Here is a 25,876-nt window from a genome sequence, read left to right on the forward strand (position 1 = left end):
GATAAAGGTACAGCAATTGCAACCATGTTTGGTTGGTCTGCAGGAATTTTTGCACCATTATCGGCTCTTGTTTTACTAAATGCATGGAAAGAACAAAACAATTTTATTGTTAAAAGAGATTTAATGATTGATGCATTGGAATATCTAGATGAGGCATTTAGGGCAATAGGTCAAATATATTGGTTAATTTATATAAATGAAACCAAGAGTTATTTTTATCCTTATAATGAAAAAAATATACCTTTGGATTTACATAAATTTATTATGGATGAGCATACACTTTTTGTTAAAAATTTAGGGAAATTTCATAAGGTTGCATTGAGGGTGTTAGATGAAGATAAATCTAAAGATTTTAATGATTTATATAAAATTTTAAATAAGTTGCATGATGAAATTAGATATGTCTTAGATTCAAAAAATAAAAAAATCGAAGTAGATATTCAAACATATAATCATAAATTTCCGTATTTATATGACTTTTATCACGAACTTATTGAAAAGAAGAAAAATTTTGAAAAACTAGCTAACAGTTATCTTATTGCAAAGTAATAAAAACCCCGAACGAATCGGGGTTTTTTTAATTAATCTAAATTCAGATTAAGCATTTTCACGCGCAATCGCACGGTAACCAATATCTTTACGGTATTGAACGCCGTCAAACGTTACTTTTTTGCAAAGTTCTAAAGCTTTTGCTTGTGCTTCACCAATCGTGTTACCAAGCGCAGTTACGCAAAGTACACGACCACCAGCAGTGACGATATCGCCATTTTCATTGGCTTTAGTACCTGCATGGAACACTTTCGCATCAGTCATTTCAGTGTCTAAGCCTGAAATCACATCACCATTGCTTGAAGTTTCTGGGTAGCCTTTTGACGCTAAAACGATACCAACAGTCTTGCGCTCATCCCATTCAGCTTCAGCAGGTAAGTTACCTGCAATACCAGCTTCAACGAGATCCACCAAAGATGATTTTAAACGCATCATGATCGGTTGAGTTTCAGGGTCACCAAAACGACAGTTAAACTCGATTACTTTTGGTTGACCTTTGTCGTCAATCATCAAGCCAGCGTATAAGAAACCAGTGTAAACGTGACCGTCTTTTTTCATACCTTCAACGGTAGGACGCATCACTTCCTTCATGGTTTTTTCAAATACGTCAGCAGTCACAACAGGCGCAGGAGAGTACGCACCCATACCGCCGGTGTTCGGACCTTGGTCGCCTTCAAAAATACGCTTATGGTCTTGAGATGTTGCCATTGGCAAGATGTTGTCGCCATCAATCATACAAATGAAAGATGCTTCTTCACCTGCAAGGAATTCTTCGATCACAACACGAGAACCTGCATCACCAAATTTATTGCCTGCAAGCATGTCATCAATCGCATCAAATGCTTCTTGATTGGTCATCGCAACGATTACGCCTTTACCCGCAGCAAGACCGTCAGCCTTGATCACAATTGGCGCGCCATTTTTCTCAACAAATGCTTTAGCCGCATCTACTTCAGTAAATACGTCATAGAAAGCAGTTGGAATGTTGTGACGTTTTAAGAAGTGCTTTGCAAATGCTTTAGAGCCTTCAAGCTGTGCAGCAAATTGAGTAGGACCCCAAATTTTTACACCTGCTTCACGGCAAGCATCAACGACACCATTCACAAGTGGGGCTTCTGGGCCCACGATAATTAAATCAATTGCATTGTTTTTTGCGAAATCGATAATCGCAGCATTGTCTAAAATGCTTAAATTTACGTTTTCACATTTATTTTCAGTGGCTGTACCTGCGTTGCCCGGAGCAACAAAGACTTTAGCGACTTTATCGTCTTGTGCGATTTTCCATGCCAATGCATGTTCACGACCGCCATTACCCAAAACTAAAACGTTCATCTTTTATAATCCTGTTTAAAAGAAATCCCCACATCTCCAAAAGGAGAATCCCATTTTTGCAGTACTTGACGTACAAAACCCTCCTTAGAAAAGGAGGGCTAGGGAGGATTCAAAAAATTAAATGAATCTTCATGTGTCTATTAATGACGGAAGTGACGCATACCAGTGAAGACCATTGCAATACCAGCTTCGTCAGCTGCTGCAATTGTTTCTTCATCACGCATAGAACCACCCGGTTGGATAATGCATTTGATACCCGCTTTCGCAGCGTTATCAATACCATCACGGAATGGGAAGAATGCGTCAGATGCCATTACCGCACCTTCAACTACTAAGCCAGCATGTTCAGCTTTGATTGCAGCAATACGAGCTGAGTTTACACGGCTCATTTGGCCAGCGCCGACACCAATGGTTTGACGGTTTTTAGCATACACAATCGCGTTAGATTTTACGTATTTCGCTACTTTCCAAGCGAAGATCATGTCATCAATTTCTTGTTCAGTCGGCGCACGTTTGGTCACAACTTTAAGGTCATCTTTAGTGATCATGCCCAAGTCTTGATCTTGAACTAACAAACCGCCGTTTACGCGTTTGTAGTCAAGTTGCGATTGACGCGCATCGATTGCTGGGAGTTCGCCACATACAAGTACACGTACATTTTTCTTCGCACCTGTTACTTCAAGAACGCCTTCAGCAACACTCGGTGCAATGATCACTTCAACGAATTGACGATCAACAATGGCTTGTGCAGTTGCAACGTCTAATTCACGGTTGAATGCAATGATCCCGCCGAATGCAGATTCAGGATCTGTTGCATACGCAAGATCATAAGCTGCTTGAATACCGTCTAGAGAAACTGCAACGCCACATGGGTTCGCGTGTTTAACGATCACACAAGCAGGCTTCGCAAATGATTTCACACATTCAAGAGCAGCGTCAGTATCTGCAATGTTGTTATAAGAGAGTTCTTTACCTTGTAACTGTTTCGCTGTTGAAACAGAAGCTTCAGTCGCTGTGTCTTCTACATAGAATGCAGCAGCTTGATGTGGGTTTTCACCGTAACGAAGGTCTTGAACTTTGTTTAATTGGGTATTGAAAGTACGTGCAAATTTGTCTGCTTGACCTTCTTCTTTACCTACGCGCGCGCCTAAGTAAGATGCGATCATGCCGTCATATTGAGCAGTATGTTCAAATGCTTTCACCGCAAGGTCGAAACGAGTTGCGTAAGATAAAGCACCCTCAGCTTTAAGCTCAGCCACAACGGTTGCATAGTCAGATGCATTTACGATGATACCTACAGATGCATGGTTTTTTGCCGCAGCACGAACCATGGTAGGACCACCGATGTCGATGTTTTCGATGGCATCAGCAAGTGAACAGTTTGGTTTTGCTACTGTTGCAGCAAATGGATAAAGGTTTACAACGACTAAATCAATAGCATCAATGTTGTGTTCAGCCATCACAGCTTCGTCTAGACCACGACGAGCCAGGATACCCCCATGAATTTTTGGATGTAGTGTTTTTACACGGCCGTCCATCATCTCTGGAAAACCTGTATGCTCCGAAACTTCAACTACAGCCACATTATTGTCTTTCAACAATTTGTAGGTACCACCTGTAGATAAAATTTCTACCCCTAGAGCAGCAAGTTCTTGTGCAAATTCAACAATACCAGTCTTGTCAGACACAGAGATTAAAGCGCGTTTAATAGTCATGATCTTCGTCACAGTTTTCAAGGAACAGAATAAAACAAAATCAGCAATTTACAGGTTAAAAAAAATGCCTGCGGAAGCCGCAAGCATTTTATCATTTATTCACTCATTAAACCGTGAGCTTTTAACTTTTTACGTAAAGTACCACGGTTGAGTCCGAGAATCTCGGCAGCACGTGTTTGGTTACCACGTGTATATTCTAGAACTACAGATAGAAGAGGTTTCTCCATTTCTGCTAGCACCATGTCGTATACCTGAGATGGTTGCTCGCCCTGCAGTTGTGCAAAATAGTGGCGAACTGCGCGATCTACGTGGATACGTAAAGCAACATCAGATTGTGCAGTAAAAATAGGAGATTTGCTATTCATGCGAATTAATCCGAAAAACAAATATCACTTGGGTAAAGTGATATATAAAAGTGGTCTAGAAATTGAAATGAACTCCATTTTAGATCCTAAAACGGAAGTTCTAAAACTTAGTCATTACATTGAGCCTGTAGCTTGACACATCTCTGCGATTTGGTCGAAAAATAAGCGTAACAATAGTTAAAGTTTTGTTACTGACCAAAATCAAAACAAAAAAATCTGCACGATACGCAATAAATTTTATAGCGCATTAGGCAAGACTGTATTTGTTGTGAAAAAGTCGCGAGGAGTTGCAGCACATAGCTTTCGTGGCGCGTATCATACCATTGTCTAAGCAAAAGTGAGCAAGAAAACTGCATTTTTTTTAACTTTTTTTAATTTTTTAATGCTTTCTCAGCAGATTAGGGGCGAATTATTTCCAAAGTATAGCGATCAAAGCTTTTACGATCGACTGGAAGCTTAAATTTGAATTTAAACGGGCTGTTTTTCGGAATGCGCTGAATATTGACCAAACTTTCAATCAGGTACTCTTCGGAGGACAGGTTATAAGTTGCAATCACTTCACCGCGATGTTCCAGATTGATTCTTAAAATCGGTAAGGCCAGGCTACGGTCATGAAAATTGATCAGCTCACCGCTAAACTCAGCTTCATTATTACCGGTTGCCTTGATTTTGACTTTATTGGCCTGAATCAGTGTGTAGTATTTTTCCAGATTGGAACAATTAAACACTTCACAGGCAGTGTTAAAGGCCAGGCTCATAACGTGACTGTTTTTGATGTATTGCGGATTGAACCAGAAGAATTGAAACATCAGCAGGCTGAACAGTGACAGATTGAGTAAACTCCAGCCTATATAGTACATTGGCCCGCGTTTAGTCTGTTTTTCTGCCTGATCTTCCCAATTCATGCTCGGTAATACTGAAATTGGCTCGGTACTGAAATAATTCAGGTTATTTAAATAGGTTTCCAGGTCAATATTGGAATGTTCAACTTTTTGATCAAAAATCTGTAGCAGGCTATGACGATTGTGCTGATCTGCGTGATAAACACCTGAGTTATTTTGAGTATCAGTTTCGCTGAATTCGCTGAATTCGCTGAATTCGCTGGAGTTCGACTGAGCCTGAGATATTGATGCGGTGACCGAATTCCGGGTTTCGGTCACCAAATGCGATAAGGCATTAAATGAAGTAGTACATTTGGGACAGCAAACCATACCCTGCGCAACGGTGAGTTGAGCAACTGTGACCTTATAGGTGGTGGAACAGGTAGGGCAATGGGTTCTTTTGTCACTCATGGATTATTTATAGGCTCATTCGTTCTTATGGCGTTTACCCGAGATACGGCACCAGTGCTCGTCTCGTTTTTCTACCTCTAATATATCAAAATAATTTGAGTAAATGCTAGTAACATCAGCAACTTGCTCTTCAATAACACCCGCAAGTGCGAACTGTCCCTCAGATTTAATTAAAGTTGCGAACTCAGGAGCCAGCATCATTAGTGGTGCTGCCAGAATATTGGCAACAAATACGTCAGCTTTGGTATTGCCGAGTTCATCTCTAAATTCTTCTGGCAGTCCGACATAAAGCTTGTCCAGTACGCCATTCAGTTCAGCGTTTTGCTGAGTCGCCAGTACAGCTTGTGGATCGATATCCGTGGCATATGCTTTTTTCGCACCTAATAAGAGTGCAGCTACCGCGAGAATGCCTGAGCCACAGCCATAATCGATGACAATTTTATCTTTCACATTAATTTTGCCGAGCCATTGTAAGCACAGGAAAGTTGAAGCGTGGTTGCCTGTTCCGAAAGCCAGCCCTGGATCAAGCTTGATGTTTACCGCATCGGCATCAGGTGCTTCCATCCATTCGGGTACGATCCAGTATTTATCAGCAATCTGAATTGGCTCATAGGCATCCATCCAGGTGCGTTCCCAAGCCTGATCTTCAATCAACTCATGACGGATCGGAGCATCTGGCATTTGTGCACGAATAAAGGTTTCTAGTGCGGTAACATCAATTTCTTCGCCTTCTTCCTGCGCATAAATACCAGTCACAATCACTTTATTCCAGAGTGGTGTTTCACCTGGAAGTGGTTCCAGCAAATCCTGGTTTTCAGCATCATCCAGAGTCACACTCACTGCGCCTAGCGAGCTGAGTAATGTCTCAGTAAAATCAACCTGAGCCTGTTCAACCGTAATATGAATTTGTAACCACTTCACAGAAATAACCTTTATACATTTTTCAAAAAGCTATTGTAACGGAAGTTCAGACTCAGCGCTGCTATCTTCTTGATCCATTCCCAAAATAAAAAGGATGCCTGAGGCATCCTTTAAATATCTTCAGATGTTGTCTAATCCAGATTTGTTAGGGGTGTTTGCGCCGGGAGTGGTGCAAGCCGATTCAACAAGCTGCCAAAAATTGCAGCAAAAATATACATAAAAATAGAATAAACCGCAGCCGGCATTGCCACAGCAGCACTGCCAATCACGGTCAGGGCAATAGTCATGGCGAGGGTACTGTTATGAATGCCAATCTCAAATGCGCTGGCACGGGCTTGAGCGCTATTAATATTCAGTAGTCGCGGAATCAGATAACCAATACTCAGACTTAGTATGCAGAACAAGGCAGTGGCCAGCCCCACCTGGGTTAGATATTCACCGATATTTGTGCGTTCTTTAATAAGTGTGGCAATAATAATCAGCACCAAAAAGCCAATGGAAAAAATCCGCAGCGGCCGATTCAGTTTTGCGGTCACGCTTGGAGCATAGCGCCGAATTAACATGCCAATGCCCACTGGAATCAGGATGATCGCGAAGACTTGTAAAATCTTGCCGAATTGCAGGCCAACTTGCTGGCTATCCTGCATAAAATGCATGATCGAAAAATTAATAATTAAAGGTAGGGTAATCGCTGCAATGACTGAGTTGATAGCAGTCAGCGTGATATTGAGGGCTAAGTCACCTTTAAACAGGTAGCTAAACAGGTTGGCCGTTGCACCCCCTGGCGAAGCCGCCAAGAGCATCAATCCGACTGAGAGTAATGGGGTTAAAGCGAATAGCTTGCAAAGCAAAAAGGCAATGCCAACCAGAATAACCAGTTGGCAGAACAATGCTATAAATACGGCTTTGGGGTGACGAGTGACACGGCTAAAGTCCCGAGGTGTCAGTTCAAGGCCAAGTCCCATCATGATGATTGCAAGTGCCAGCGGCAGTAATATCGTTATAAGGCCAGAATCCATCTGTATGCTCCTTGTCGAAAATTGTTTTAATACTTCTGATTTTCTTTGGAAAAGCATACAGCCTTATAGCAAAATCAGCCAAATAAATTACAAATCTGATAAACGACTTTTATTACTATATACCACTTGCTGGCGGCTAATTAGCACACCGAAAATGGTCGCGAAACTGTACATGAAAATTGTATAAATGCCTGCTGGAATGGCCATCGTGACATTATTCAGAACCGAAATCGCAATGGTTAGGGCAATGGCTGTGTTATGAATGCCGATTTCAAAGGTACAAGCACGTGCCATTTTCTCTGGAATGCCCATGAGTAGAGGGATGCAATAGCCAATAAACAGGCTGGAAAAACATAAAATCGCAGTTGCTGTACCAATATTGGCAAAGTATTCGACCAAATTCGAACGTTCTCTGAAAATGGCGAATATGAATAGGATGGTTAGAAAACCGATAGAGAGTAAGCGCATGGGCCTGCTGACAGTAATCGACAGGTTTGGAAATTTGGCTCGAAGCAGCATACCCATGATCACGGGAATCAAGGTAATTAAAAAGACCTGCATAATCTTTTCAACTGGAAAAGTCACGTTTGAGTCATGACTCATAAAGTAGTGTAAGGACAGATTGATAATAAAGGGCAGGGTAAAAATAGAGATGATGGTATTAATGGCGGTTAGAGTAATATTCAGTGCCACATCACCTTTATATATGTAGCTAAATAGGTTCGCGGTTGGGCCACCAGGTGAGGCGGCTAGCAACATCAGACCTACAGCAAGCAAAGCGGGCAAGTCCAAAATCAGACAAATAAAAAAAGCAACGCTGGGTAATAGGACTAACTGCGCAAATAAAGTAATAAAAATGACTTTAGGATAGCGACTTAAGCGCAGGAAATCTTTGATAGTGAGTTCTAGCCCCAGCCCCATCATCATAATTGCCAATGTAATTGGCAAAAAAACGCTAAAAAACCCCGAATCCATGAATTTGCCTTTTTATTATACATTTATAGGTATATTTCTAGTTTAGCCTAGATGAATAAATAAGCAATAAAAAACGGGCAAAATGCAGTCACTTTGCCCGTCAAAGCTTTTACTTGAAATCTAAACTATTTAGATATATATCGGCTACATACCTGGCTGGCCTTGCATTGGTGAATCAGGCTGTGCTGGCTGGTTCATCTGATGCTGCATAGGCTGGTTTTGCATATGTGGCTGCATCGGTTGGCTTTGCATCTGAGATTGTCCCTGAGGGCGTGGTGGCATAAAGCCTAATGCACATTTACCTTTGACTTCGGCACCATTGATGGTGGCAGTAGTCGCACCACTGTTGCCGCTACAGGTACTCATGAGTTCGGCTTCATCGCCTTTGATTGAAGCATTTTTGGATGAAGCGAAAAACTGCGGCTCACAGGTACCATTCCAGATAATGCCGCGATAGGCAAAACTGACTTGTGCACCTTGGGATTTGCCTTTACAAACCTGTTGGTACTTTTGTGCATTATAAATGGTTTCGACCTTATCATTCGCTGATGCAGCAAATGGCGCAAAACATAAACCACATAGAACGGTTGAGAGGAAAATATTCTTATTCATCTTTTATACCTTTGTTTGTAATGTAACCAACATATAGATTAAAAAATGCGCGAGATTAAACAATGCAAATCGAGTAAATTTCTCAGCTTATATGTTTAATTTATATAGTTCCTCTGCAAAGTTAAATTACAGTGCTTTATTGTTATGCGAGTTAAGTGCGATTTATCTCAGGATAAATTCAACTGAATTTGTCTACTTTAGAGTGAAATTTGCTATAATGCTCAGCTATTCTTTTTTATCTCTCAATTACCACTATGCATTATCCTAAAGTATACGATGTCATTGTTATCGGTGGCGGTCACGCCGGTACGGAAGCGGCTCTGGCTGCAGCGCGTATGGGTCGACAGACTTTACTCTTAACTCATAACATTGAGACTTTAGGGCAGATGAGCTGTAACCCGGCCATCGGTGGTATTGGTAAATCGCATTTGGTGCGTGAAATTGATGCCTTGGGCGGTGCGATGGCACTGGCTGCCGATAAAGGCGGTATTCAATTCCGTATTTTGAACTCGCGTAAAGGTGCTGCAGTACGTGCAACACGTGCGCAGGCGGACCGTGTACGTTATAAAGCGGCTATTCGCGAAACATTAGAAAACCAAGCAAACCTTGATATTTTTCAGCAAGCCGCAGATGACCTGATTGTTGAAGGCGATACCGTTAAAGGTGTGGTTACCCAAATGGGTATCCGTTTTGATGCGAAAACTGTGGTGCTGACAGCAGGTACATTCTTAGGTGGTGTCATCCACGTTGGTCTGGAGAAATCTAGCGGTGGTCGTGCTGGTGATCCGCCATCTATTTCACTTGCACATCGTTTGCGTGAATTAAACTTGCCAGTAGGTCGTTTAAAAACAGGTACACCACCACGTATTGACGCGCGTTCAGTGGATTTCTCTGTGATGACACCACAGCCGGGTGATTTCCCATCTCCGACCATGTCATTCATGGGGGATGTGTCTATGCATCCTGAGCAGGTAAATTGCTATATCACGCATACCAATGAACGCACGCATGAAATCATTCGTGGCGGTTTAGACCGTTCACCGATGTACACGGGTGTGATCGAAGGTGTTGGACCACGTTATTGCCCATCGATTGAAGATAAGATTCACCGTTTTGCCGATAAAGATTCTCACCAAGTCTTCTTGGAGCCTGAAGGCTTGGATACACATGAGCTTTATCCAAATGGTATTTCGACTTCTTTACCGTTCGACGTTCAGTTTGAACTGGTTCGCTCGATCCGTGGTATGGAAAATGCGCACATTCTTCGTCCGGGCTATGCCATTGAATACGATTACTTCAACCCACAAGCGTTGAAATTTACCCTTGAAACCAAAGCAATTAATAACTTGTATTTCGCCGGTCAAATCAACGGCACAACCGGTTATGAAGAAGCGGGTGCGCAGGGTTTGCTTGCAGGCTTGAACGCTGCACGCCGTGCTTGGGATCAGGAGCAATGGACGCCAAAACGTGATGAAGCATACATGGGTGTTCTGGTCGATGACCTGATCACATTAGGTACCAAAGAACCATACCGTATGTTCACCTCACGTGCCGAATACCGTTTGATGCTGCGTGAAGATAACGCAGATCAGCGTTTAACAGCCATTGGTCGTGAAATGGGTCTGGTGGATGACGCGCGTTGGGCAGTGTACTGTGAGAAAATGGAAGCAGTGGAAAAAGAAACAGGCCGTTTGCAACACTTGTGGGCCGCACCAAATAACCCAATGGGTAAGAAATTCGTTGAGATGACCGGTGCAGACCTGTCTAAAGAATGTTCGGCGATTGATTTGTTGAAACGTCCAAACATTTCATTTGCTCAAATTGCAGAGTTAACCAATTCTGAAGTATCACCATTTGTCGGTGAGCAAATTGAAATTGCAGTGAAATATGCGGGTTATATTAACCGTCAGCATGAAGACGTGGCACAAATGAAACGTCTGGAAGAAACCCGTATTCCTGCGGATTTTGATTATGACATCGTGTCGGGTCTTTCACGTGAAATTACCCTGAAACTGAAAGATGTTCGTCCTGAAACATTGGCGCAAGCCAGCCGTATTCCGGGTGTAACGCCTGCAGCAGTTCAACTGGTGATGATTACAATTCGTAAGAATGCACAAGCAAAGAAATCTGCTTAAGATTTTGAGCTAGAAAAGCCCGCGTTAAGCGGGCTTTTTATCGACTTATAGTTTTGTATAAGTTTTGACTATCGTTGAATTAAAAATAACTACTATTAAATTAAGTTGTTGATAAATATATATAATGAATATTATTAAGATGTATTAAGTCTAGAAATACAATCTTTTAGGTCTAATTTAGATGATATTTACACATGCTGATGTGCTTAAACCCGACTATTGTCGTGCTATTTCTCTATCAAGATTAGGTTAAGAATAATGCAACGGATCGTCAGACTATCAAACGGTTTGTGAATTATTGATGGAGATCAGTCATGGCACAGCCATATAGCGGAAAAGCCCAAAAAATATTAACGATATTCTTATGTTTCTGGGTCGCATTTTTTGAAGGTTTTGACCTTCAAGCTCCCGGGATTGCAGCGAAAGAAATTGCAACAAGCTTTGGTTTAGATCAAATCCAAATGGGCTATGTATTTAGTCTGGGTGTCTTTGGAATGCTGTTTGGTGCATTCTTTGGCGGACGTATCGCAGATTATCTAGGACAAAAGAAGTCCTGATGCTCTCTGTGACTATTTTTGGTCTGTTCATGTCGTTGACTGCAATTGCGCCAAGCATCGAAGTTTTATATGCAGCGCGTTTCTTTACTGGTCTGGGTTTAGGTGCGGCAATGCCAACCATGATTTCAGTCGTCGGTGATGAAGCAACCGAAGCCAACCGTGGCAAGCTAAATAGTCTAATGTATTGTGGTTTACCGGTAGGTGCGATCTTTGTTGCCGGTCTGGCCATGTTGCTTCCAGAGATTCAATGGCAAACCTTGTTCCTGATTGGGGGATTAACGCCTTTAGTATTGATTCCATTGATGGCGTTTATTCTTAAAGATAAGCCTAAAGTGAATGCGGAAGTACCGGTTTCTGGCGAAGCTGTGCCGGGCATGGCTGAAATTTTGTTCAAGCAGCGCCAGTATAAAAATACAGTACCTCTTTGGGTTGGTTTCTTTTTTACCTTGATGATTAATTATATTTTGATTAGCTGGTTGCCAAATTTACTTATGGAACAAGGTTTGCAGAAACAACAGGCATTCTTGGTGATGTTGGTGTTCCAGGTGGGCGCAGTTATTGGAACCTTAAGTCTGGGTTATTTGCTGGACCGTTTAAAGCTCTGGCAAATGGCGACCATCATTTATAGTGGCTTGTTTGTGGCGCTGGTATTGCTATTCACCACAACTTCTATTCCGTTATTAATTTTGGCGGGAGTTATGGGTGGCATTTTCTCTACAGGTGGTCAATCTATTCTGTATGGGATTTCACCGATTTTTTACTCAGGTGCAGGTAAAGTGACAGGCGTAGGCAGTGCGATCTCTTTAGGGCGTTTAGGGGCGATGACTGGACCATTATTAACCGGAAAAATTCTGGCATTGGGTTTGGGCACCACGGGTATTCTTGTGGCAAGTTTGCCAGCAGTGGTCGTATCGGCAGTAGCCGTCACCGCACTATCACGTTATAAGGCTGCTCATAAGTAATTAATCATTGAGATCTATCAATACAAAAAGGGAATCTGAAGATTCCTTTTTTTATCGTCGAGACTTTTAATTGAATAAAGTCAGTCCATAAAATTTGCTAAAATATACGGATAGTAAACAGATTGATTTTTATATGGCTTATCAACTTATTCCACTCTCGATTCAGGCCACTGATAATATTGCCTGTCCACATTGTCAGCACAACGTGATTGATTGGGCAGAAGAGCAGTATGTGCAACCTTGTGAACATACCCTGTTTATTGCCATGGATATTGGCTTTGAATATATGACGGATGAATTCGAGCACAGCATGCCGCGTTCTGTAGATGATCTGCATGCCAATGATGATCAGGTGAATATGCTGGATGAAATCACCCAAGCGACTTATTCAAATTATCTGATATATAAGTCTGATCTGGGCATAGATGGGTATTTCCGCTATGTGGGTTTTACTGCATAAATCATCATCAATAAAAAAGCGCCAATCGGCGCTTTTTTATATGGAAAGATTAACTTTCTATTTCTTCTTCGATTTCATCATCCGTAGTATCCATGCCAAGTTCTTTAAGCTTGCGCGTTAAAGTATTGCGACCCCAACCTAGGAGTTCTGCGGCATGACGTTTACGGCCACGGGTTTGTTGCAAGGCTGCATTAATCAAGGTGCGTTCAAACATCGGCGTCGCAACATCCAGAAGTTTCATTTCACCATTTTTGAGTTTCTGCATCGCCCATTGACCCAGCAATTCATCCCAGTGATGTGGTGCGATCTGGTTCAGCGTTGGAATTGGCGCGCCCGGATCCTGCTGATGAATTGGAATCTGTTTCAGCTCAGGTGGCAAGTCTTCCGGATAGACTTCACGACCTGTGATCATGACAGTCAACCAACGACAGGTATTTTCAAGTTGACGCACATTACCTTGCCATGGCAATTTCTGCATATATTCTTGGGTTTCAGGACGCAGAATCTTTGGATTGACCCCAAGTTCCTTCCCGGCACGTGCCAGAAAATGCTGTGCCAGCATTGGAATATCTTCACTGCGATGTGCCAGTTTTGGAATATGAATACGAATTACATTCAGGCGGTGATACAAGTCTTCACGGAAGCGACCATCATGAACCAGTTTTTCCAGATCCTGATGTGTTGCAGCCACGATACGTACATCGACCTTAACCGGAATATGACCGCCAACTCGGTAGAACTCTCCATCGGCTAGGACACGCAATAAACGGGTCTGGGTCTCAAATGGCATATCGCCAATTTCATCTAAAAACAGCGTGCCGCCATTTGCCTGTTCAAAACGACCCTGACGCTGAGTGTTAGCGCCGGTAAATGCACCTTTCTCATGGCCGAACAGTTCGGTTTCGATCAGGTCTTTTGGAATCGCCGCCATATTCAGTGCAATAAAAGGTTTTGAACTGCGTGGTGAATGACGATGCAGGGCATGTGCCACCAGTTCCTTACCTGTACCAGACTCACCATTAATCAATACGGTAATATGCGATTGTGATAAACGGCCAATGGCACGAAACACTTCCTGCATGGCAGGCGATTCACCAATAATTTCGGTAGATTGAATTGGTGGAGCCGCTTTTGCTGATTCTTGTTGCTGTAGCTTGGTGATATGTAAAATTGCACGATTTACCAGCGCCAGTGCTTCATCAATATCAAAAGGCTTAGGCAGATATTCAAAAGCACCAGTTTGATAGCTAGAAACAGCCGATTCTAAGTCTGAATGCGCCGTCATAATAATGACAGGTAGGTCAGGATAACTGTGTTTAACCTTGCCCAGGAAGGTAAGTCCATCAATACCCGGCATGCGGATATCGGTCAAAATCACATCGGGTGCTTCCAGACTCAGTTGGTCTAGTGCAGATTGTGCTTCTTCAAAACTGGTCACATCCAGACCTTCCTCTTTAAAGGTCTTTTCCAGTACCCAGCGCATGGCGCGATCGTCATCAATCACCCATATTTTATTTCGCGACATGATTCGACTCCCAAGGTAAATATAAGCTAAAGACGGTTTTTCCAGCCACGGACTGACACTCGATCATGCCGTTGTGCTGATGAATAATATTTTGAGCAATACTGAGGCCCAGTCCGGTCCCTTTGGCACGGCTGGTGACCAGCGGATAAAACACCGATTCGATAATCTCTTCCGGCACACCTGGGCCATTGTCTTCAATATCAATCCGTACCACAGAGCGGTGAATCACCCCGTTAATAGTAAAAAGACGCTGGATCCGGGTTCTTAAAATCAGTTCCTGTTGATGTTCGACAAAGAATTCCTTGTTTTCGGTCATGGCCTGTACGGCATTGGCGCAAATATTCAAAATGACCTGAATCAATTGGTCACGGTCTGCCAGAACTTCCGGTAAGGACAAGTCGTAATCCCGGATAATCTTGATTTTCTTTTTGGTCTGGTTGGCAATCAGTGAACGTACACGTTCCAATGGTTCATGGACATTGACCAGTTCATAGCTCGGAAGCTGGCGTGAGCCGAGCATGGTATCGGCCAGATTTCTCAGTCGATCCACTTCGCTAATGATAATGTCGGTAAATTCTTTGTATTGTGGATCATTCAAACTACGTGCCAGTAATTGAGTCGCGCCACGAATGCCACCGAGTGGATTTTTGATTTCATGCGCGACACCGCGAATCAGCTGACGCGCTACCTGATGCTGTTGCAGCAGATTTTCTTCGCGTGAAATTTTTAACATGCGATCGCGAGGATTGAGTTCAATGAGCAGCAACGGATGATAAGGTTTACCCAGATTCAGCTGAGAAACAGTGTAGTCGACATGAATGTCTTTAAAGTTGACCAGAATAGTGGCTTCGCGGCGTGTATAAGGTTGTCCCGTAGTTAAAGTATTATTCAGGGCTTCTTCGGTATTGAACTCATCTGTCGGGTTTTGCAAAATATTGAGCACAGATGTGCCGCTCGCGCGGAATAAGCTCACATCAAATAAGGCTTCACAGGCAGAATTCAGATAATAAATATTAAGATCGCGGTCTATCAATAAGATACACGTGGTCATATTGTCCACTAAAGCACGATAGTCGATCGGAATAATTTGATCCATTCGCGGGTTTGTTCCTGTATTAAAATGGCGCAATGGCATCTTCATAAAGCAATTTAATCAATTTTAAGTTCTGATTTGATGCAAGATGCACGCCAACTTTTATGACTAGAGATTATTTATTGCGATGAAATGCAGAAATGTGACAGAGCAACACAATTCATCTTAGATATAGCGGATTAAATTGAGGCTGTAAATCTAAAATGATTCATTTTGGTGCATTGGTAAGTATGTTGAATATTTTATGGCAATATTTTAGTGCATGATGCAAAGAGTCAGGTTTTCAACTATTTTTATGATGCGAAAAGACATACAATACGCGCATTCTAGTAGAGCGAAAATTCATGAAGTCCCCCAAAGTCGGTTTTGTATCTTTAGGTTGTCCTAAGGCATTGGTAGATTCTGAACGTATTTTAACCCAGTTAAAGACTGAAGGTTATGACGTCGCTTCGGATTATGACGGTGCTGATTTAGTTGTAGTAAATACCTGTGGTTTCATTGAATCCGCAGTGCAAGAATCGCTAGATGCGATTGGTGAGGCGATGAGCGCGAATGGTCGCGTGATCGTAACAGGTTGTCTAGGTAAAGACGAAGACAAGATTCGCCAAATGCATCCCAATGTCCTGAAAGTGACAGGTGCAGCGGCATATAAAGAAGTTATGGATGCGGTTCATCAATACGTGCCTGAGCCGCCAAAACACAATCCATTTACTGATCTGGTTCCAGAACAAGGCATCCGCCTGACGCCAAAACATTATGCTTATCTGAAAATATCCGAAGGCTGCAACCATCGTTGTACTTTCTGTATTATTCCAAGCATGCGTGGCGATCTGGTTTCACGTCCAGTTGGTTCTGTGCTTGAAGAAGCTGCAGCGCTGAAACGTGCCGGTGTAAAAGAAGTACTCGTGATCTCCCAGGATACTTCTGCTTATGGCCTGGACACGAAATACAAGCTGGATTTCTGGAATGGTCAGCCGGTTAAAACCAAATTCTATGACATGTGTGAAGCATTGGGTCAGTTGGGAATCTGGGTACGTTTGCACTATGTTTACCCATATCCGCATGTGGATGCTGTGATTGACCTGATGGCACAAGGCAAAATCCTGCCTTATCTGGATATTCCATTCCAGCACGCGAGTCCAAAAATTCTCAAACTGATGAAACGACCTGCGCACAGTGAAAATACACTGGAGCGTTTGAAAATCTGGCGCGAGAAATGTCCTGATCTGGTGTTGCGTTCAACATTTGTGGTGGGCTTCCCGGGTGAAACTGAAGAAGACTTCCAGATGTTACTGGACTGGCTGAAAGAAGCCCAGCTGGATCGTGTGGGATGTTTTACCTATTCGCCAGTTGAAGGTGCGACAGCAAATGATTTGCCAGATCACGTTCCTGAAGAAATTAAACAAGAGCGTTATGAGCGTTTCATGCAGGTTCAGCAAGAAATCTCGGCAGCCAAACTCCAAAAACGTATCGGTCAGATCATGACTGTGCTGGTAGATGACCTGGAAGATGAATTCCCGGTAGCGGTTGCGCGTTCTTATGCAGATGCACCTGAAATTGATGGTAATGTTTTTGTTGAAGATATCGATAAAAGCGTCATCAAGGCGGGGGATTTACTTGAAGTCGAAATTACTGATGCAGATGAATACGATCTGTATGCAAAACTCATTTCAGTCAAGTCTGCTTAAGATTTTGAATTAAAAAAATTTAAATTGAATACTTTGGAGTTTGATGATGTTGGATTCTAAAAAGCCACGCTTTGGTCGCATCCTGTTAAAGCTTTCTGGTGAAGCGCTGGCAGGCAATAAAGACATGGGGATCGATGCACAAGTGCTCGATCAGATGTCACTTTCTATTGCGCACCTCGTGGGTTTAGGCGTACAAGTAGGTATTGTTGTGGGTGGTGGTAACCTGTATCGCGGTAGCCAGCTACAAAAAGATGGTCTAGTTGGTCGTGTAACTGGCGACCAGATGGGTATGCTAGCAACAGTCATGAACGGTTTGGCACTTCGCGACGCTTTGGTGCGCCGTAATATTAAAACCCGTTTAATGTCTGCATTGCCAATTGGTGCCGTGGTTGAGTCTTACTCAAGCCGTGATGCAATCCGTCACCTGACTCAGGGTGAAGTGTGTGTATTCGTGGCAGGTACAGGTAATCCGTTCTTTACGACAGATACAGCTGCCTGTTTACGTGGTATTGAAATCGAATCAGACTTGATCTTGAAAGCGACCAAAGTTGATGGCGTATATAATAAAGATCCAAGCAAATATGATGATGCGGTTAAATATGACACATTGACTTTTGACCAAGTTCTGGACGAAAAGCTGGGTGTGATGGACTTAACTGCAATCTGTTTATGTCGTGATCACAATGTGCCGCTACAAGTATTCGATATGAATAAATCTGGCGCATTGCTTTCCGTTGTGATGGGTGAAAAAGAAGGGACTCACGTTACCAATTAATGACGTGAGCACCAAAGCACTTTATACTACACGCTAATTTAGTAATAACCTCTTTTCAAGAATTAAGTAAGGAAGATCATATGATTAACGATCTTAAAAAAGACAGCGAAGACCGTATGAACAAAACTCTAGAATCTCTAGAGCATGGTTTTGCAAAAGTTCGTACCGGTCGTGCGCATCCATCAATTTTAAATAACGTGATGGTTTCTTACTATGGTTCAGACGTTCCATTGAACCAGGTGGCAAACGTAGGTGTTGAAGATTCACGTACTTTGTTAATCCAGCCTTTCGAGCGTTCAATGGTTTCTGCAATTGATAAAGCGATTCGTGAATCTGACTTGGGTCTGAACCCAATTACAGCAGATGCGATTCGTGTGCCGATGGCGGCGTTAACTGAAGAAACGCGTCGTGACATGCAAAAAGTTGCGCGTAATGAAGCAGAAAATGCCAAAGTAGCGATCCGTAACATCCGCCGTGATGTATTGGGCGATATCAAAGCTTTGTTAAAAGAAAAAGAAATTTCTGAAGACGAAGAGCGTCGTGCTGCTGACGAAATCCAGAAAATTACTGACAAATTTGTTGCTGAAGTTGACAAGCGCTTGGCTGCGAAAGAAGCTGAATTGATGAAGGTCTAATTCATCGATGACCGTTGCTGAAGAAAATTCCCGTCTTCCGAAACATGTTGCCATCATTATGGATGGCAACAATCGTTTTGCCAAAAAAAATCAGATGCAGAAAGGTGATGGACACCGTGAAGGAAAAACGGTTCTAGATCCGATCGTTGAACACTGTAAAAAAAGAAATATCCAGGCTTTAACTGTATTTGCCTTTTCCAGTGAAAACTGGAATCGTCCACAGTTTGAAGTTGAATTGCTCATGAAATTGCTGGTTGACACCATTCATGAACAATTGCCCCGCATGGAAAAATTCAATATTGCCTTACGCTTTATCGGTGATCGCAGCCGTTTGTCCCCAGAATTACAGGGGCTTATGTTGCATGCCGAAGAAAGGACTGCTAATTTCAATAGTATGACACTCACTATTGCAATCAGTTATGGTGGTATGTGGGATATGGCACAAGCTGCACAGCGAATTGCCAGTGATGTTTTAACAAATAAATTAGATCTTGATGCAATTAATACTGATGTATTTGGTCAATATGTCAGCCTCGGTGATTTACCTGCAGTTGATCTGCTGATTCGTACAGGTGGAGATTTCCGTCTGTCGAATTTTCTGTTGTGGCAGGCAGCCTATGCAGAGCTTTATTTCACTGAGACGCTATGGCCAGAATTTACCGTCGAAGAACTTGATGATGCACTTGCCGTATTTGGTGGGCGTGAACGTCGTTTTGGTAAAACATCAGAACAGATTCATCAGGAAAAACTTGAGAATTAATACATGTTTGAGCGGATTATAACCGCATTGGTGTTGGTAGCAGTTGTACTGAGCTGTATGTTTGCTACTGAATCACATTATCCAATGTTTGTATTGATGGTTCTTGCTGCTGGGGTGGCTGGTTATGAGTGGTTTAAACTCATGCCGCGAAAATTTAAACATGTCATCAAACCTGTTGCTTGGGGATATGGAGTGCTCACTGCGGCACTTTCAGCTTTGGCATTGTATTTTGCCGAAGTTGCCTTATTGTTATGGGTAGCTTCTATAATTACCTGGTTGCTCAGTATTTACTGGGTTAAAACCTATCCTGAATATGATGGCTGGTACAACGCCAGCCTGCACGGAATCGGCGTAGTTCTGATCTCTGCTGCGGTTACTGCAATTTTCTCTGTCTGGCAAAGTTCACCGTGGTGGCTGATGTACCTGTTTTTACTGGTATGGGGCGCAGATAGTGGTGCATATTTTGTGGGTCGTAAATTTGGCAAGAAAAAGTTGGCGCCGAATGTTAGTCCTAATAAATCTGTGGAAGGGCTGTATGGTGGTATTGTTACTTCAATGCTGATTGTAACGGCAGTTGCCTTGCTTTATCTGGATATGACTTGGCCAGAACTGATTTTATTTCTGATTCTATCTGTCGTTACAGTATTTAGTTCGGTACTGGGTGACCTGTTTGAATCCATGATCAAACGTCGTGCCGGTATTAAGGATTCAGGTCGAATTTTGCCAGGACATGGCGGAGTACTGGATCGTATTGATTCTTTGCTTGCTGCAGCTCCAATCTTTGCAGCAGGTATGGCTGTTTTAAAACTTATTGGTGTAGATTTATAAATGTCACAAGCAGTTTGTATACTGGGTGCTACAGGTTCCATTGGTCAAAGTACTTTAAAAATCTTGCAGCGACATCCTGAAGCATACTCGGTTTTTGCTGTGACCGCGCAAAGTCGTATTGATGAGCTGGTCGAAATTTGCCAGCAATACCGTCCTAAAGTGGCGGTGGTACCGGCTGAAAAAGTAGATGAACTTTCAAAACTACTTCAGCAACATCATTTATCTGATATTGAAATTCTGCAAGATGAAGCCGGTTTAATTGCTGTGGCTGAACACGCGGATGTTGATATCGTCATGGCGGCAATCGTTGGTGCAGCAGGCTTGTTGCCGACACTGGCTGCAGTGAAAGCGGGTAAGCGCGTACTGCTGGCCAATAAAGAAGCTTTGGTGATGTCAGGTGACATCATGATGCAGGCAGCGCGCGATCATGGGGCATTACTGCTTCCCGTGGATTCCGAACACAATGCGATTTTCCAATGTCTGCCACAGCATTATTTTGAAGCAGAGCGTCATGGCAAGCCCAAACTGGGTGTGTCCCAGATTCTACTGACCGCTTCAGGTGGCCCATTTCTGAACCACAGCATGCAGCAACTTGAAGAGGTCACACCTGCCCAAGCTTGCAAGCATCCTAACTGGTCCATGGGTCAAAAAATTTCAGTCGATTCTGCTACCTTAATGAATAAAGGTTTAGAATTGATCGAAGCCTGTCATTTGTTTGCAGTTCAAGAACAATTTGTTACAGTTGTTGTGCATCCACAGAGTATTATTCACTCCATGGTTCAATACGTTGATGGTTCGACTTTGGCACAAATGGGTAATCCGGATATGGGCACGCCTATTGCACATGCATTGGCATGGCCTGAGCGTATCAGTACGCATGTGGCACCACTGGATCTGTTTATGCATTCACAACTTAATTTTCAAGAACCGGACATGCTCCGTTTCCCTGCATTAAAATTGGCCCGTCAGGCCATGCAGAGTGGCGGAATTGCACCTACGATTTTAAATGCGGCCAATGAAATTGCAGTTGCTGCATTTTTAAATCAACAGATCAGATTTACCCAAATTCCTCAGGTAGCTGAGCACGTCCTGAATCAGATGGACAATCAACCTGCACATGATCTGGAGGCTATCTTGCAAGCAGATCAAATGGCACGAGGTTTATCACAGCAATACGTTGTGAATAAAGGAAGTTAAGATATGAATGCCTTGTTTATGATTGCCGCTGCAATTCTCTTACTCGGTCCCTTAATTGCGATTCACGAGTTCGGTCACTATATTGTGGCGCGTAAACTGGGCGTTAAAGTATTGGTCTATTCGATTGGATTTGGGCCAACATTATTAAAATGGACCTCGAAAAAATCCGGAATTCAGTATCAGTTGTCTGCCTTACCTTTGGGTGGCTATGTCAAGATGCTGGATGAGCGTGAAGGTAATGTCGCTGAAGAGGACTTACCCAAAGCTTTCAATCGTCAGCATCCGTGGAAGCGGATTGCCATCGTGGCAGCGGGTCCATTCATCAACCTGATTTTTGCAGTTCTTCTATTTTGGGTGTTATTTTTACCAGCTCAAGAACAGCTCAATACCCGGGTAGGCAAAGTTTTACCAAATACACCTGCTGCAACAGTACAAATGCAGCCGGGCGACAAAATTATAGCTGTGGATGGTACTCAGGTAGAAACTTGGGAAAAACTCAGTTATGCCTTGGTGGATCGTGTTGGTGAAACTGGCGTGGTTTCTATTCAGGCAGATCGTGCTGGTGAAAACAAACTGTTCCAGTTGCCGATTCAAAACTATTTAAAAGATCAAAGTCAATCGCCACTTGAAAGTTTGGGTTTCTTGCCTTATCGGCCAGAAATTCCGGCTGTAATTAGCAAACTGAGTGAAGGTGGTGCAGCCATCCGTCAAGGTTTGAAAGAAGGTGACAAGATTCTGGCTATTGACGGCGTTCAGATGAAAGACTGGTTTGATGTGGTGCAGGTGGTACAGGCATCTCCAGAAAAATTACTCAAAATGGATGTTTTACGCGAAAATAAGGTGGTTCAGCTAGAAGTCATGCCGCAAGGCAAACGTGACAATATGGGCAATGTGACCGGTATGCTGGGTGTACAAAGTGATCCGGGTAAAATGACCATTCCTGCAGAATATAAACAGACCATTCATTACACGCCAGGTGAAGCGTTGGTAATGGCATTTGATAAAACAGCACATTTATCTTCGATGATTCTGAACTCGATTGTCAAAATGGTACGCGGTCTGATTGGTCTGGATAATTTATCAGGTCCAATTACCATTGCCAAAGTGGCAGGACAAAGCGCAGAAATGGGCTGGGAAACTTTTATTTCCTTTATGGCGCTAATGAGTGTAAGTTTAGGAATATTAAATCTACTGCCTATTCCAATGCTTGATGGCGGACATCTGGTTTACTATTTTGTTGAATTAATTCGTGGTAAACCTGTTTCCGAACAAATACAATTGGTTGGGTTAAAAATTGGTATGGTACTGCTCGGCAGTATGATGCTTCTGGCATTATTTAATGATTTTATGCGTTTATAACAACGTAAATGGAATAAATTAACAGCGGAAAAGACTGGCATGCAGCACACACATTTATTTATGCCTCTGGCACTCGTTAGTGCAATGGCAGTAGCACAACAAGTATATGCAGCAGATGAATTCATTGTACAAGATATAAAATTTGATGGATTAGTACGTTTAACTCCTGACAATGTGTATGGCCTAGTGCCAATTAACAGTGGTGATCGGGTCAATGATCCAATCATTGCCAATGCAATTCGTAGCATGTATGCATCAGGCCTATTTGATGACATTAAAGCCGTGCAGCAAGGCAATACTTTGGTTTTCCAAGTTGTTGAACGCCCGGTCATTTCAAAAATCGAATTGAAAGGCAATAAGTTGATTCCTAAGGAAGCACTTGAGGAAGGCCTGAAAAAAATGGGTCTGGCTGAAGGTGAAGTGCTGAAAAAATCAGCGCTGCAAACTATTGAAACTGAACTTGAACAGCAATACATGCAGCAAGGTCGTTATGATGCCGATATTACGGTCACCACGACGCCTCGACCAAATAACCGTGTTGAATTGCTAATTGATTTTATTGAAGGTAAAGCGGCCAAAGTTTTTGATATCAATATTATCGGGAATACCGTATTTAAAGAATCTGATATCAAGCAGGCCTTTGCAGTAAAAGAAAGTGGCTGGAGTTCAGTCATTTCGCGTAATGACCGTTATGCACGTGAAAAGATGGCGGCAAGTCTTGAAGCTTTGCGTGCCATGTATCTGAATCGCGGTTACATCAACTTTAATATTACCAATTCCAGTCTGAACTTGAGTGAAGATAAAAAAAATGTTTTTATCGAAGTTTCTGTGGATGAAGGCGAGCAATTTAAATTTGGTCAAACCAAATACTTAGGTGATGCGCTTTACAAGACTGAAGAATTGCAGGCTTTACAAATCTTCAAAGAAGGCGAAATTTATTCGCAGGAAAAAGTTAACGCGGTTAAGCAATTATTACAGCGTAAGTATGGTAATGCAGGCTACTACTATGCAGAAGTCAACATCGTTCCTCAAATTAACAACGAAACCAAACTGGTTGATCTAAATTACTATATTAATCCAGGTCAGCAAGTCACAGTACGACGTATTAATTTCACTGGTAATACTAAAACTGCAGATGAAGTACTACGTCGTGAAATGCGCCAAATGGAAGGTGCGCTTGCCAGTAATGAAAAAATTGACCTGTCTAAGGTTCGTCTGGAACGTACCGGTTTCTTTAAAACTGTCGATATCAAACCTGCACGTATTCCGGGTGCACCAGATCAGGTGGACTTGAATGTTGCTGTTGAAGAGCAGCATTCAGGGACCAGTACTCTTGCAGTTGGTTTCTCGCAAAGCGGTGGTGTAACTTTCCAGGCAGGTTTAAGTCAGACCAACTTCCTGGGTACAGGTAATAGTGTCTCAATCGATTTGTCGCGTTCTGAAACGCAAGATTACTATAACTTGAGCGTGATGGACCCGTACTTCACCATTGATGGTGTGCGTCGCGGCTATAACATGTATTACCGTAAAACTAAGCTTGATGATGACTATAACGTCAACAACTATGTAACGGATAGTTTTGGTGGTGGGATTAACTTTGGTTATCCAATTGATGAAAACCAGAGTGTCAGTCTTGGTCTGAATATTGATCAGACAGATGTTACGACTGGGCCTTATGTTTCTACTTATGTTGCGGATTATCTAGAACGCAATGGTGGTAGAGAAACACGAAGTGGTGAATATTGTCCACAAAATCCAATTAAAGATGCTAATGGTCAAATAACGGGTTATGAACCTTGTACGGCTCCTATTCCATATGGTCAAGAATTTAAAGGTGAGTTTTTTACCTATAACCTGAACTTAGGCTGGTCATATAATACTTTAAACCGCCCAATGTTCCCTACAAATGGTATGTCACATCGAATCAATGGTGAAATTGCATTGCCAGGCAGTGATGTCGAGTATCAAAAAGTCACTTATGATGCTCAGGCATTCTTCCCATTAGGCAAGGATTTTGTTCTGCGTGGTTATGGTAAGTTGGGTTATGGTAATGACCTACCATTCTACAAGAATTTCTATGCTGGTGGTTTTGGCTCAGTTCGTGGTTATGAAAACAGTACATTGGGGCCTAAATATCCGGGTGTATATTTCTCTGATATTAGCCAAACTGATCCGTCTCCTGAAGAGGTAGGTGGTAATGCACTGGTTCAATTTGGTACCGAATTAGTACTTCCTGTACCATTCAAAGGGGATTGGGCACGTCAGGTTCGTCCAGTCATCTTTGCTGAAGGTGCGCAAGTGTTTGATACCCAGTGTGATGTATCAAATGAAAATATTTTCGTTAATGGCACTTCAGTAAATGGAAAGCAGTACTGTAAAGATAACTTCGGTTTCGATGCAGATAATATGCGCTATAGCGTGGGTGCTGGTTTCACCTGGATCACCATGATTGGGCCATTATCACTTAGCTATGCTTATCCGTTGAATAAAAAAGATGGTGATGATACTAAAAACATCCAGTTCGAAATTGGACGTACTTTCTAAAATCGTTTTGACCTAGAAACTAAATTTTGCTCATAAAGCCTTCAGGTTTTGTGAGCAAATTTTTTTGAATGAGTAAGAATATGAAAAAAATGATTATGGCAATGAGCCTGGCTTTGGCAAGTGTTGCACCTTTAACTCAAGCGGCAAGTATGGGGGTAATTGACTTGGAGCGTGTGGTTGAAGGTAGTACCTATCTAAAACAACAAAACACGATATTTCAGCAAAAAATTCAGCCACAAACCACTAAAATTGAACAACTCAGCAAAGAGCTGGAAGCTTTGCAGCAACGTGCTCAATCCAATACCAAGCTCAGTGAGACTGAAAAACAGAAAATGTCTGCGCAATATCAGACTAAGCTGCAAGAATTGAATCAGTTACAGCAATCTGTACAGACCAATGTTCAAAGCTCGATTCAGCAGATCCGAATTGTATTTGATGCACGTGTAAAGCAAATTGCTGAACAATTGCGTAGAGAAAACAACCTGGATGTAGTTTTAAATAAAAATTCAGCACTTGCTTATGATGCTAAATATGATTTAACTGATAAAATGATTCAAAAGGTTAATGCAATTAAATAA

22 protein-coding genes and 1 pseudogene are annotated in these 25,876 nt (G+C 42.4%); 13 read left to right on the forward strand and 10 right to left on the reverse strand.

All coding sequences use genetic code 11. From position 1 onward, the window contains the following. The first annotated feature begins 24 nt into the window (after nt 1-24). Nucleotides 25-549 carry a hypothetical protein gene (locus tag F893_RS08780; RefSeq protein ID WP_004729857.1) on the forward strand — a complete coding sequence of 175 codons (525 nt, stop codon included), beginning with the start codon at nt 25-27 and terminating at the stop codon, nt 547-549. A gap of 48 nt (nt 550-597) precedes the next feature. Here the strand turns inward: F893_RS08780 and purD are convergent, their stop codons facing one another. The 8 genes from purD to F893_RS08820 form a co-directional block, all read right to left on the reverse strand. Then, on the reverse strand, nt 598-1,881 hold the full coding sequence (purD, locus tag F893_RS08785) for a phosphoribosylamine--glycine ligase (protein ID WP_004279916.1): 1,284 nt from the start codon (nt 1,879-1,881) through the stop codon (nt 598-600). Nucleotides 1,882-2,021: 140 nt separating this feature from the next. Further along, the gene (gene purH / locus F893_RS08790; RefSeq protein WP_004279915.1) at nt 2,022-3,596 is read right to left on the reverse strand and encodes a bifunctional phosphoribosylaminoimidazolecarboxamide formyltransferase/IMP cyclohydrolase; all 1,575 of its coding nucleotides are present in this window, start codon (nt 3,594-3,596) and stop codon (nt 2,022-2,024) included. Nucleotides 3,597-3,691: 95 nt separating this feature from the next. Further along, the gene (fis, locus tag F893_RS08795) at nt 3,692-3,961 is read right to left on the reverse strand and encodes a DNA-binding transcriptional regulator Fis (protein ID WP_001086304.1); all 270 of its coding nucleotides are present in this window, start codon (nt 3,959-3,961) and stop codon (nt 3,692-3,694) included. A gap of 398 nt (nt 3,962-4,359) precedes the next feature. Then, a complete protein-coding gene (locus F893_RS08800) occupies nt 4,360-5,253 on the reverse strand; it encodes a DUF3426 domain-containing protein (protein ID WP_005251497.1) in 894 nt (297 codons plus the stop codon). A 15-nt stretch (nt 5,254-5,268) separates the two neighbouring features. After that, nucleotides 5,269-6,174 (reverse strand): 50S ribosomal protein L11 methyltransferase, encoded by a 906-nt coding sequence (gene prmA, locus F893_RS08805; protein WP_004279896.1) that lies wholly within the window; start codon nt 6,172-6,174, stop codon nt 5,269-5,271. Between the two features lie 131 nt (nt 6,175-6,305). Further along, nucleotides 6,306-7,193, reverse strand: a complete 888-nt coding sequence (locus F893_RS08810) for a bile acid:sodium symporter family protein (protein WP_005100863.1) — start codon at nt 7,191-7,193, stop codon at nt 6,306-6,308. 87 nt (nt 7,194-7,280) lie between these two features. Next, nucleotides 7,281-8,168, reverse strand: a complete 888-nt coding sequence (locus F893_RS08815; protein WP_004279894.1) for a bile acid:sodium symporter family protein — start codon at nt 8,166-8,168, stop codon at nt 7,281-7,283. Between the two features lie 144 nt (nt 8,169-8,312). Further along, nucleotides 8,313-8,780 carry a hypothetical protein gene (locus tag F893_RS08820; RefSeq protein ID WP_004279893.1) on the reverse strand — a complete coding sequence of 156 codons (468 nt, stop codon included), beginning with the start codon at nt 8,778-8,780 and terminating at the stop codon, nt 8,313-8,315. 254 nt (nt 8,781-9,034) lie between these two features. Here F893_RS08820 and mnmG point away from each other — a divergent pair, with 254 nt between their 5' ends. The 3 genes and pseudogenes from mnmG (at nt 9,035) to F893_RS08840 (ending at nt 12,894) form a co-directional block, all read left to right on the forward strand. Continuing rightward, on the forward strand, nt 9,035-10,915 hold the full coding sequence (gene mnmG / locus F893_RS08825; protein ID WP_004279892.1) for a tRNA uridine-5-carboxymethylaminomethyl(34) synthesis enzyme MnmG: 1,881 nt from the start codon (nt 9,035-9,037) through the stop codon (nt 10,913-10,915). A gap of 314 nt (nt 10,916-11,229) precedes the next feature. Next, nucleotides 11,230-12,434: pseudogene (gene mhpT / locus F893_RS08835) on the forward strand (3-(3-hydroxy-phenyl)propionate transporter MhpT). A 133-nt stretch (nt 12,435-12,567) separates the two neighbouring features. Further along, nucleotides 12,568-12,894, forward strand: coding sequence for a hypothetical protein (locus F893_RS08840; RefSeq protein ID WP_004279890.1), 327 nt, complete (start codon nt 12,568-12,570; stop codon nt 12,892-12,894). A 49-nt stretch (nt 12,895-12,943) separates the two neighbouring features. Here F893_RS08840 and glnG read toward each other — a convergent pair whose 3' ends face one another. Beyond that, nucleotides 12,944-14,419 (reverse strand): nitrogen regulation protein NR(I), encoded by a 1,476-nt coding sequence (gene glnG, locus F893_RS08845; RefSeq protein WP_004279889.1) that lies wholly within the window; start codon nt 14,417-14,419, stop codon nt 12,944-12,946. Further along, nucleotides 14,406-15,515 carry a nitrogen regulation protein NR(II) gene (gene glnL, locus F893_RS08850; protein WP_004729848.1) on the reverse strand — a complete coding sequence of 370 codons (1,110 nt, stop codon included), beginning with the start codon at nt 15,513-15,515 and terminating at the stop codon, nt 14,406-14,408. Before glnL ends, glnG begins: the two co-directional genes overlap by 14 nt. A gap of 341 nt (nt 15,516-15,856) precedes the next feature. On the opposite strand from glnL, the gene rimO reads away from it, so the two are divergent. The 9 genes from rimO to F893_RS08895 all read left to right on the forward strand — a co-directional run bounded on the left by rimO (nt 15,857) and on the right by F893_RS08895 (nt 25,876). Beyond that, nucleotides 15,857-17,200, forward strand: a complete 1,344-nt coding sequence (rimO, locus tag F893_RS08855; protein WP_005251499.1) for a 30S ribosomal protein S12 methylthiotransferase RimO — start codon at nt 15,857-15,859, stop codon at nt 17,198-17,200. A gap of 46 nt (nt 17,201-17,246) precedes the next feature. After that, a complete protein-coding gene (gene pyrH / locus F893_RS08860; RefSeq protein ID WP_004279886.1) occupies nt 17,247-17,975 on the forward strand; it encodes a UMP kinase in 729 nt (242 codons plus the stop codon). Between the two features lie 80 nt (nt 17,976-18,055). Next, nucleotides 18,056-18,610 carry a ribosome recycling factor gene (gene frr, locus F893_RS08865; RefSeq protein ID WP_004279885.1) on the forward strand — a complete coding sequence of 185 codons (555 nt, stop codon included), beginning with the start codon at nt 18,056-18,058 and terminating at the stop codon, nt 18,608-18,610. A 7-nt stretch (nt 18,611-18,617) separates the two neighbouring features. Continuing rightward, complete coding sequence (gene uppS / locus F893_RS08870) at nt 18,618-19,370, forward strand: polyprenyl diphosphate synthase (RefSeq protein ID WP_004279884.1); 753 nt, start codon at nt 18,618-18,620, stop codon at nt 19,368-19,370. A 3-nt stretch (nt 19,371-19,373) separates the two neighbouring features. After that, nucleotides 19,374-20,198 carry a phosphatidate cytidylyltransferase gene (locus F893_RS08875; RefSeq protein WP_004279883.1) on the forward strand — a complete coding sequence of 275 codons (825 nt, stop codon included), beginning with the start codon at nt 19,374-19,376 and terminating at the stop codon, nt 20,196-20,198. Next, nucleotides 20,199-21,395 (forward strand): 1-deoxy-D-xylulose-5-phosphate reductoisomerase, encoded by a 1,197-nt coding sequence (ispC, locus tag F893_RS08880; RefSeq protein ID WP_004279882.1) that lies wholly within the window; start codon nt 20,199-20,201, stop codon nt 21,393-21,395. Between the two features lie 3 nt (nt 21,396-21,398). Then, on the forward strand, nt 21,399-22,754 hold the full coding sequence (rseP, locus tag F893_RS08885) for an RIP metalloprotease RseP (protein ID WP_004279881.1): 1,356 nt from the start codon (nt 21,399-21,401) through the stop codon (nt 22,752-22,754). Between the two features lie 39 nt (nt 22,755-22,793). Further along, nucleotides 22,794-25,298: an outer membrane protein assembly factor BamA gene (bamA, locus tag F893_RS08890; RefSeq protein ID WP_004729847.1), complete on the forward strand. Its 2,505-nt coding sequence runs from the start codon at nt 22,794-22,796 to the stop codon at nt 25,296-25,298. An 80-nt stretch (nt 25,299-25,378) separates the two neighbouring features. Beyond that, a complete protein-coding gene (locus F893_RS08895) occupies nt 25,379-25,876 on the forward strand; it encodes an OmpH/Skp family outer membrane protein (protein WP_004279879.1) in 498 nt (165 codons plus the stop codon).

The organism is Acinetobacter sp. CIP 102136 (assembly GCF_000369685.1).
GTDB lineage: Bacteria > Pseudomonadota > Gammaproteobacteria > Pseudomonadales > Moraxellaceae > Acinetobacter > Acinetobacter fasciculus.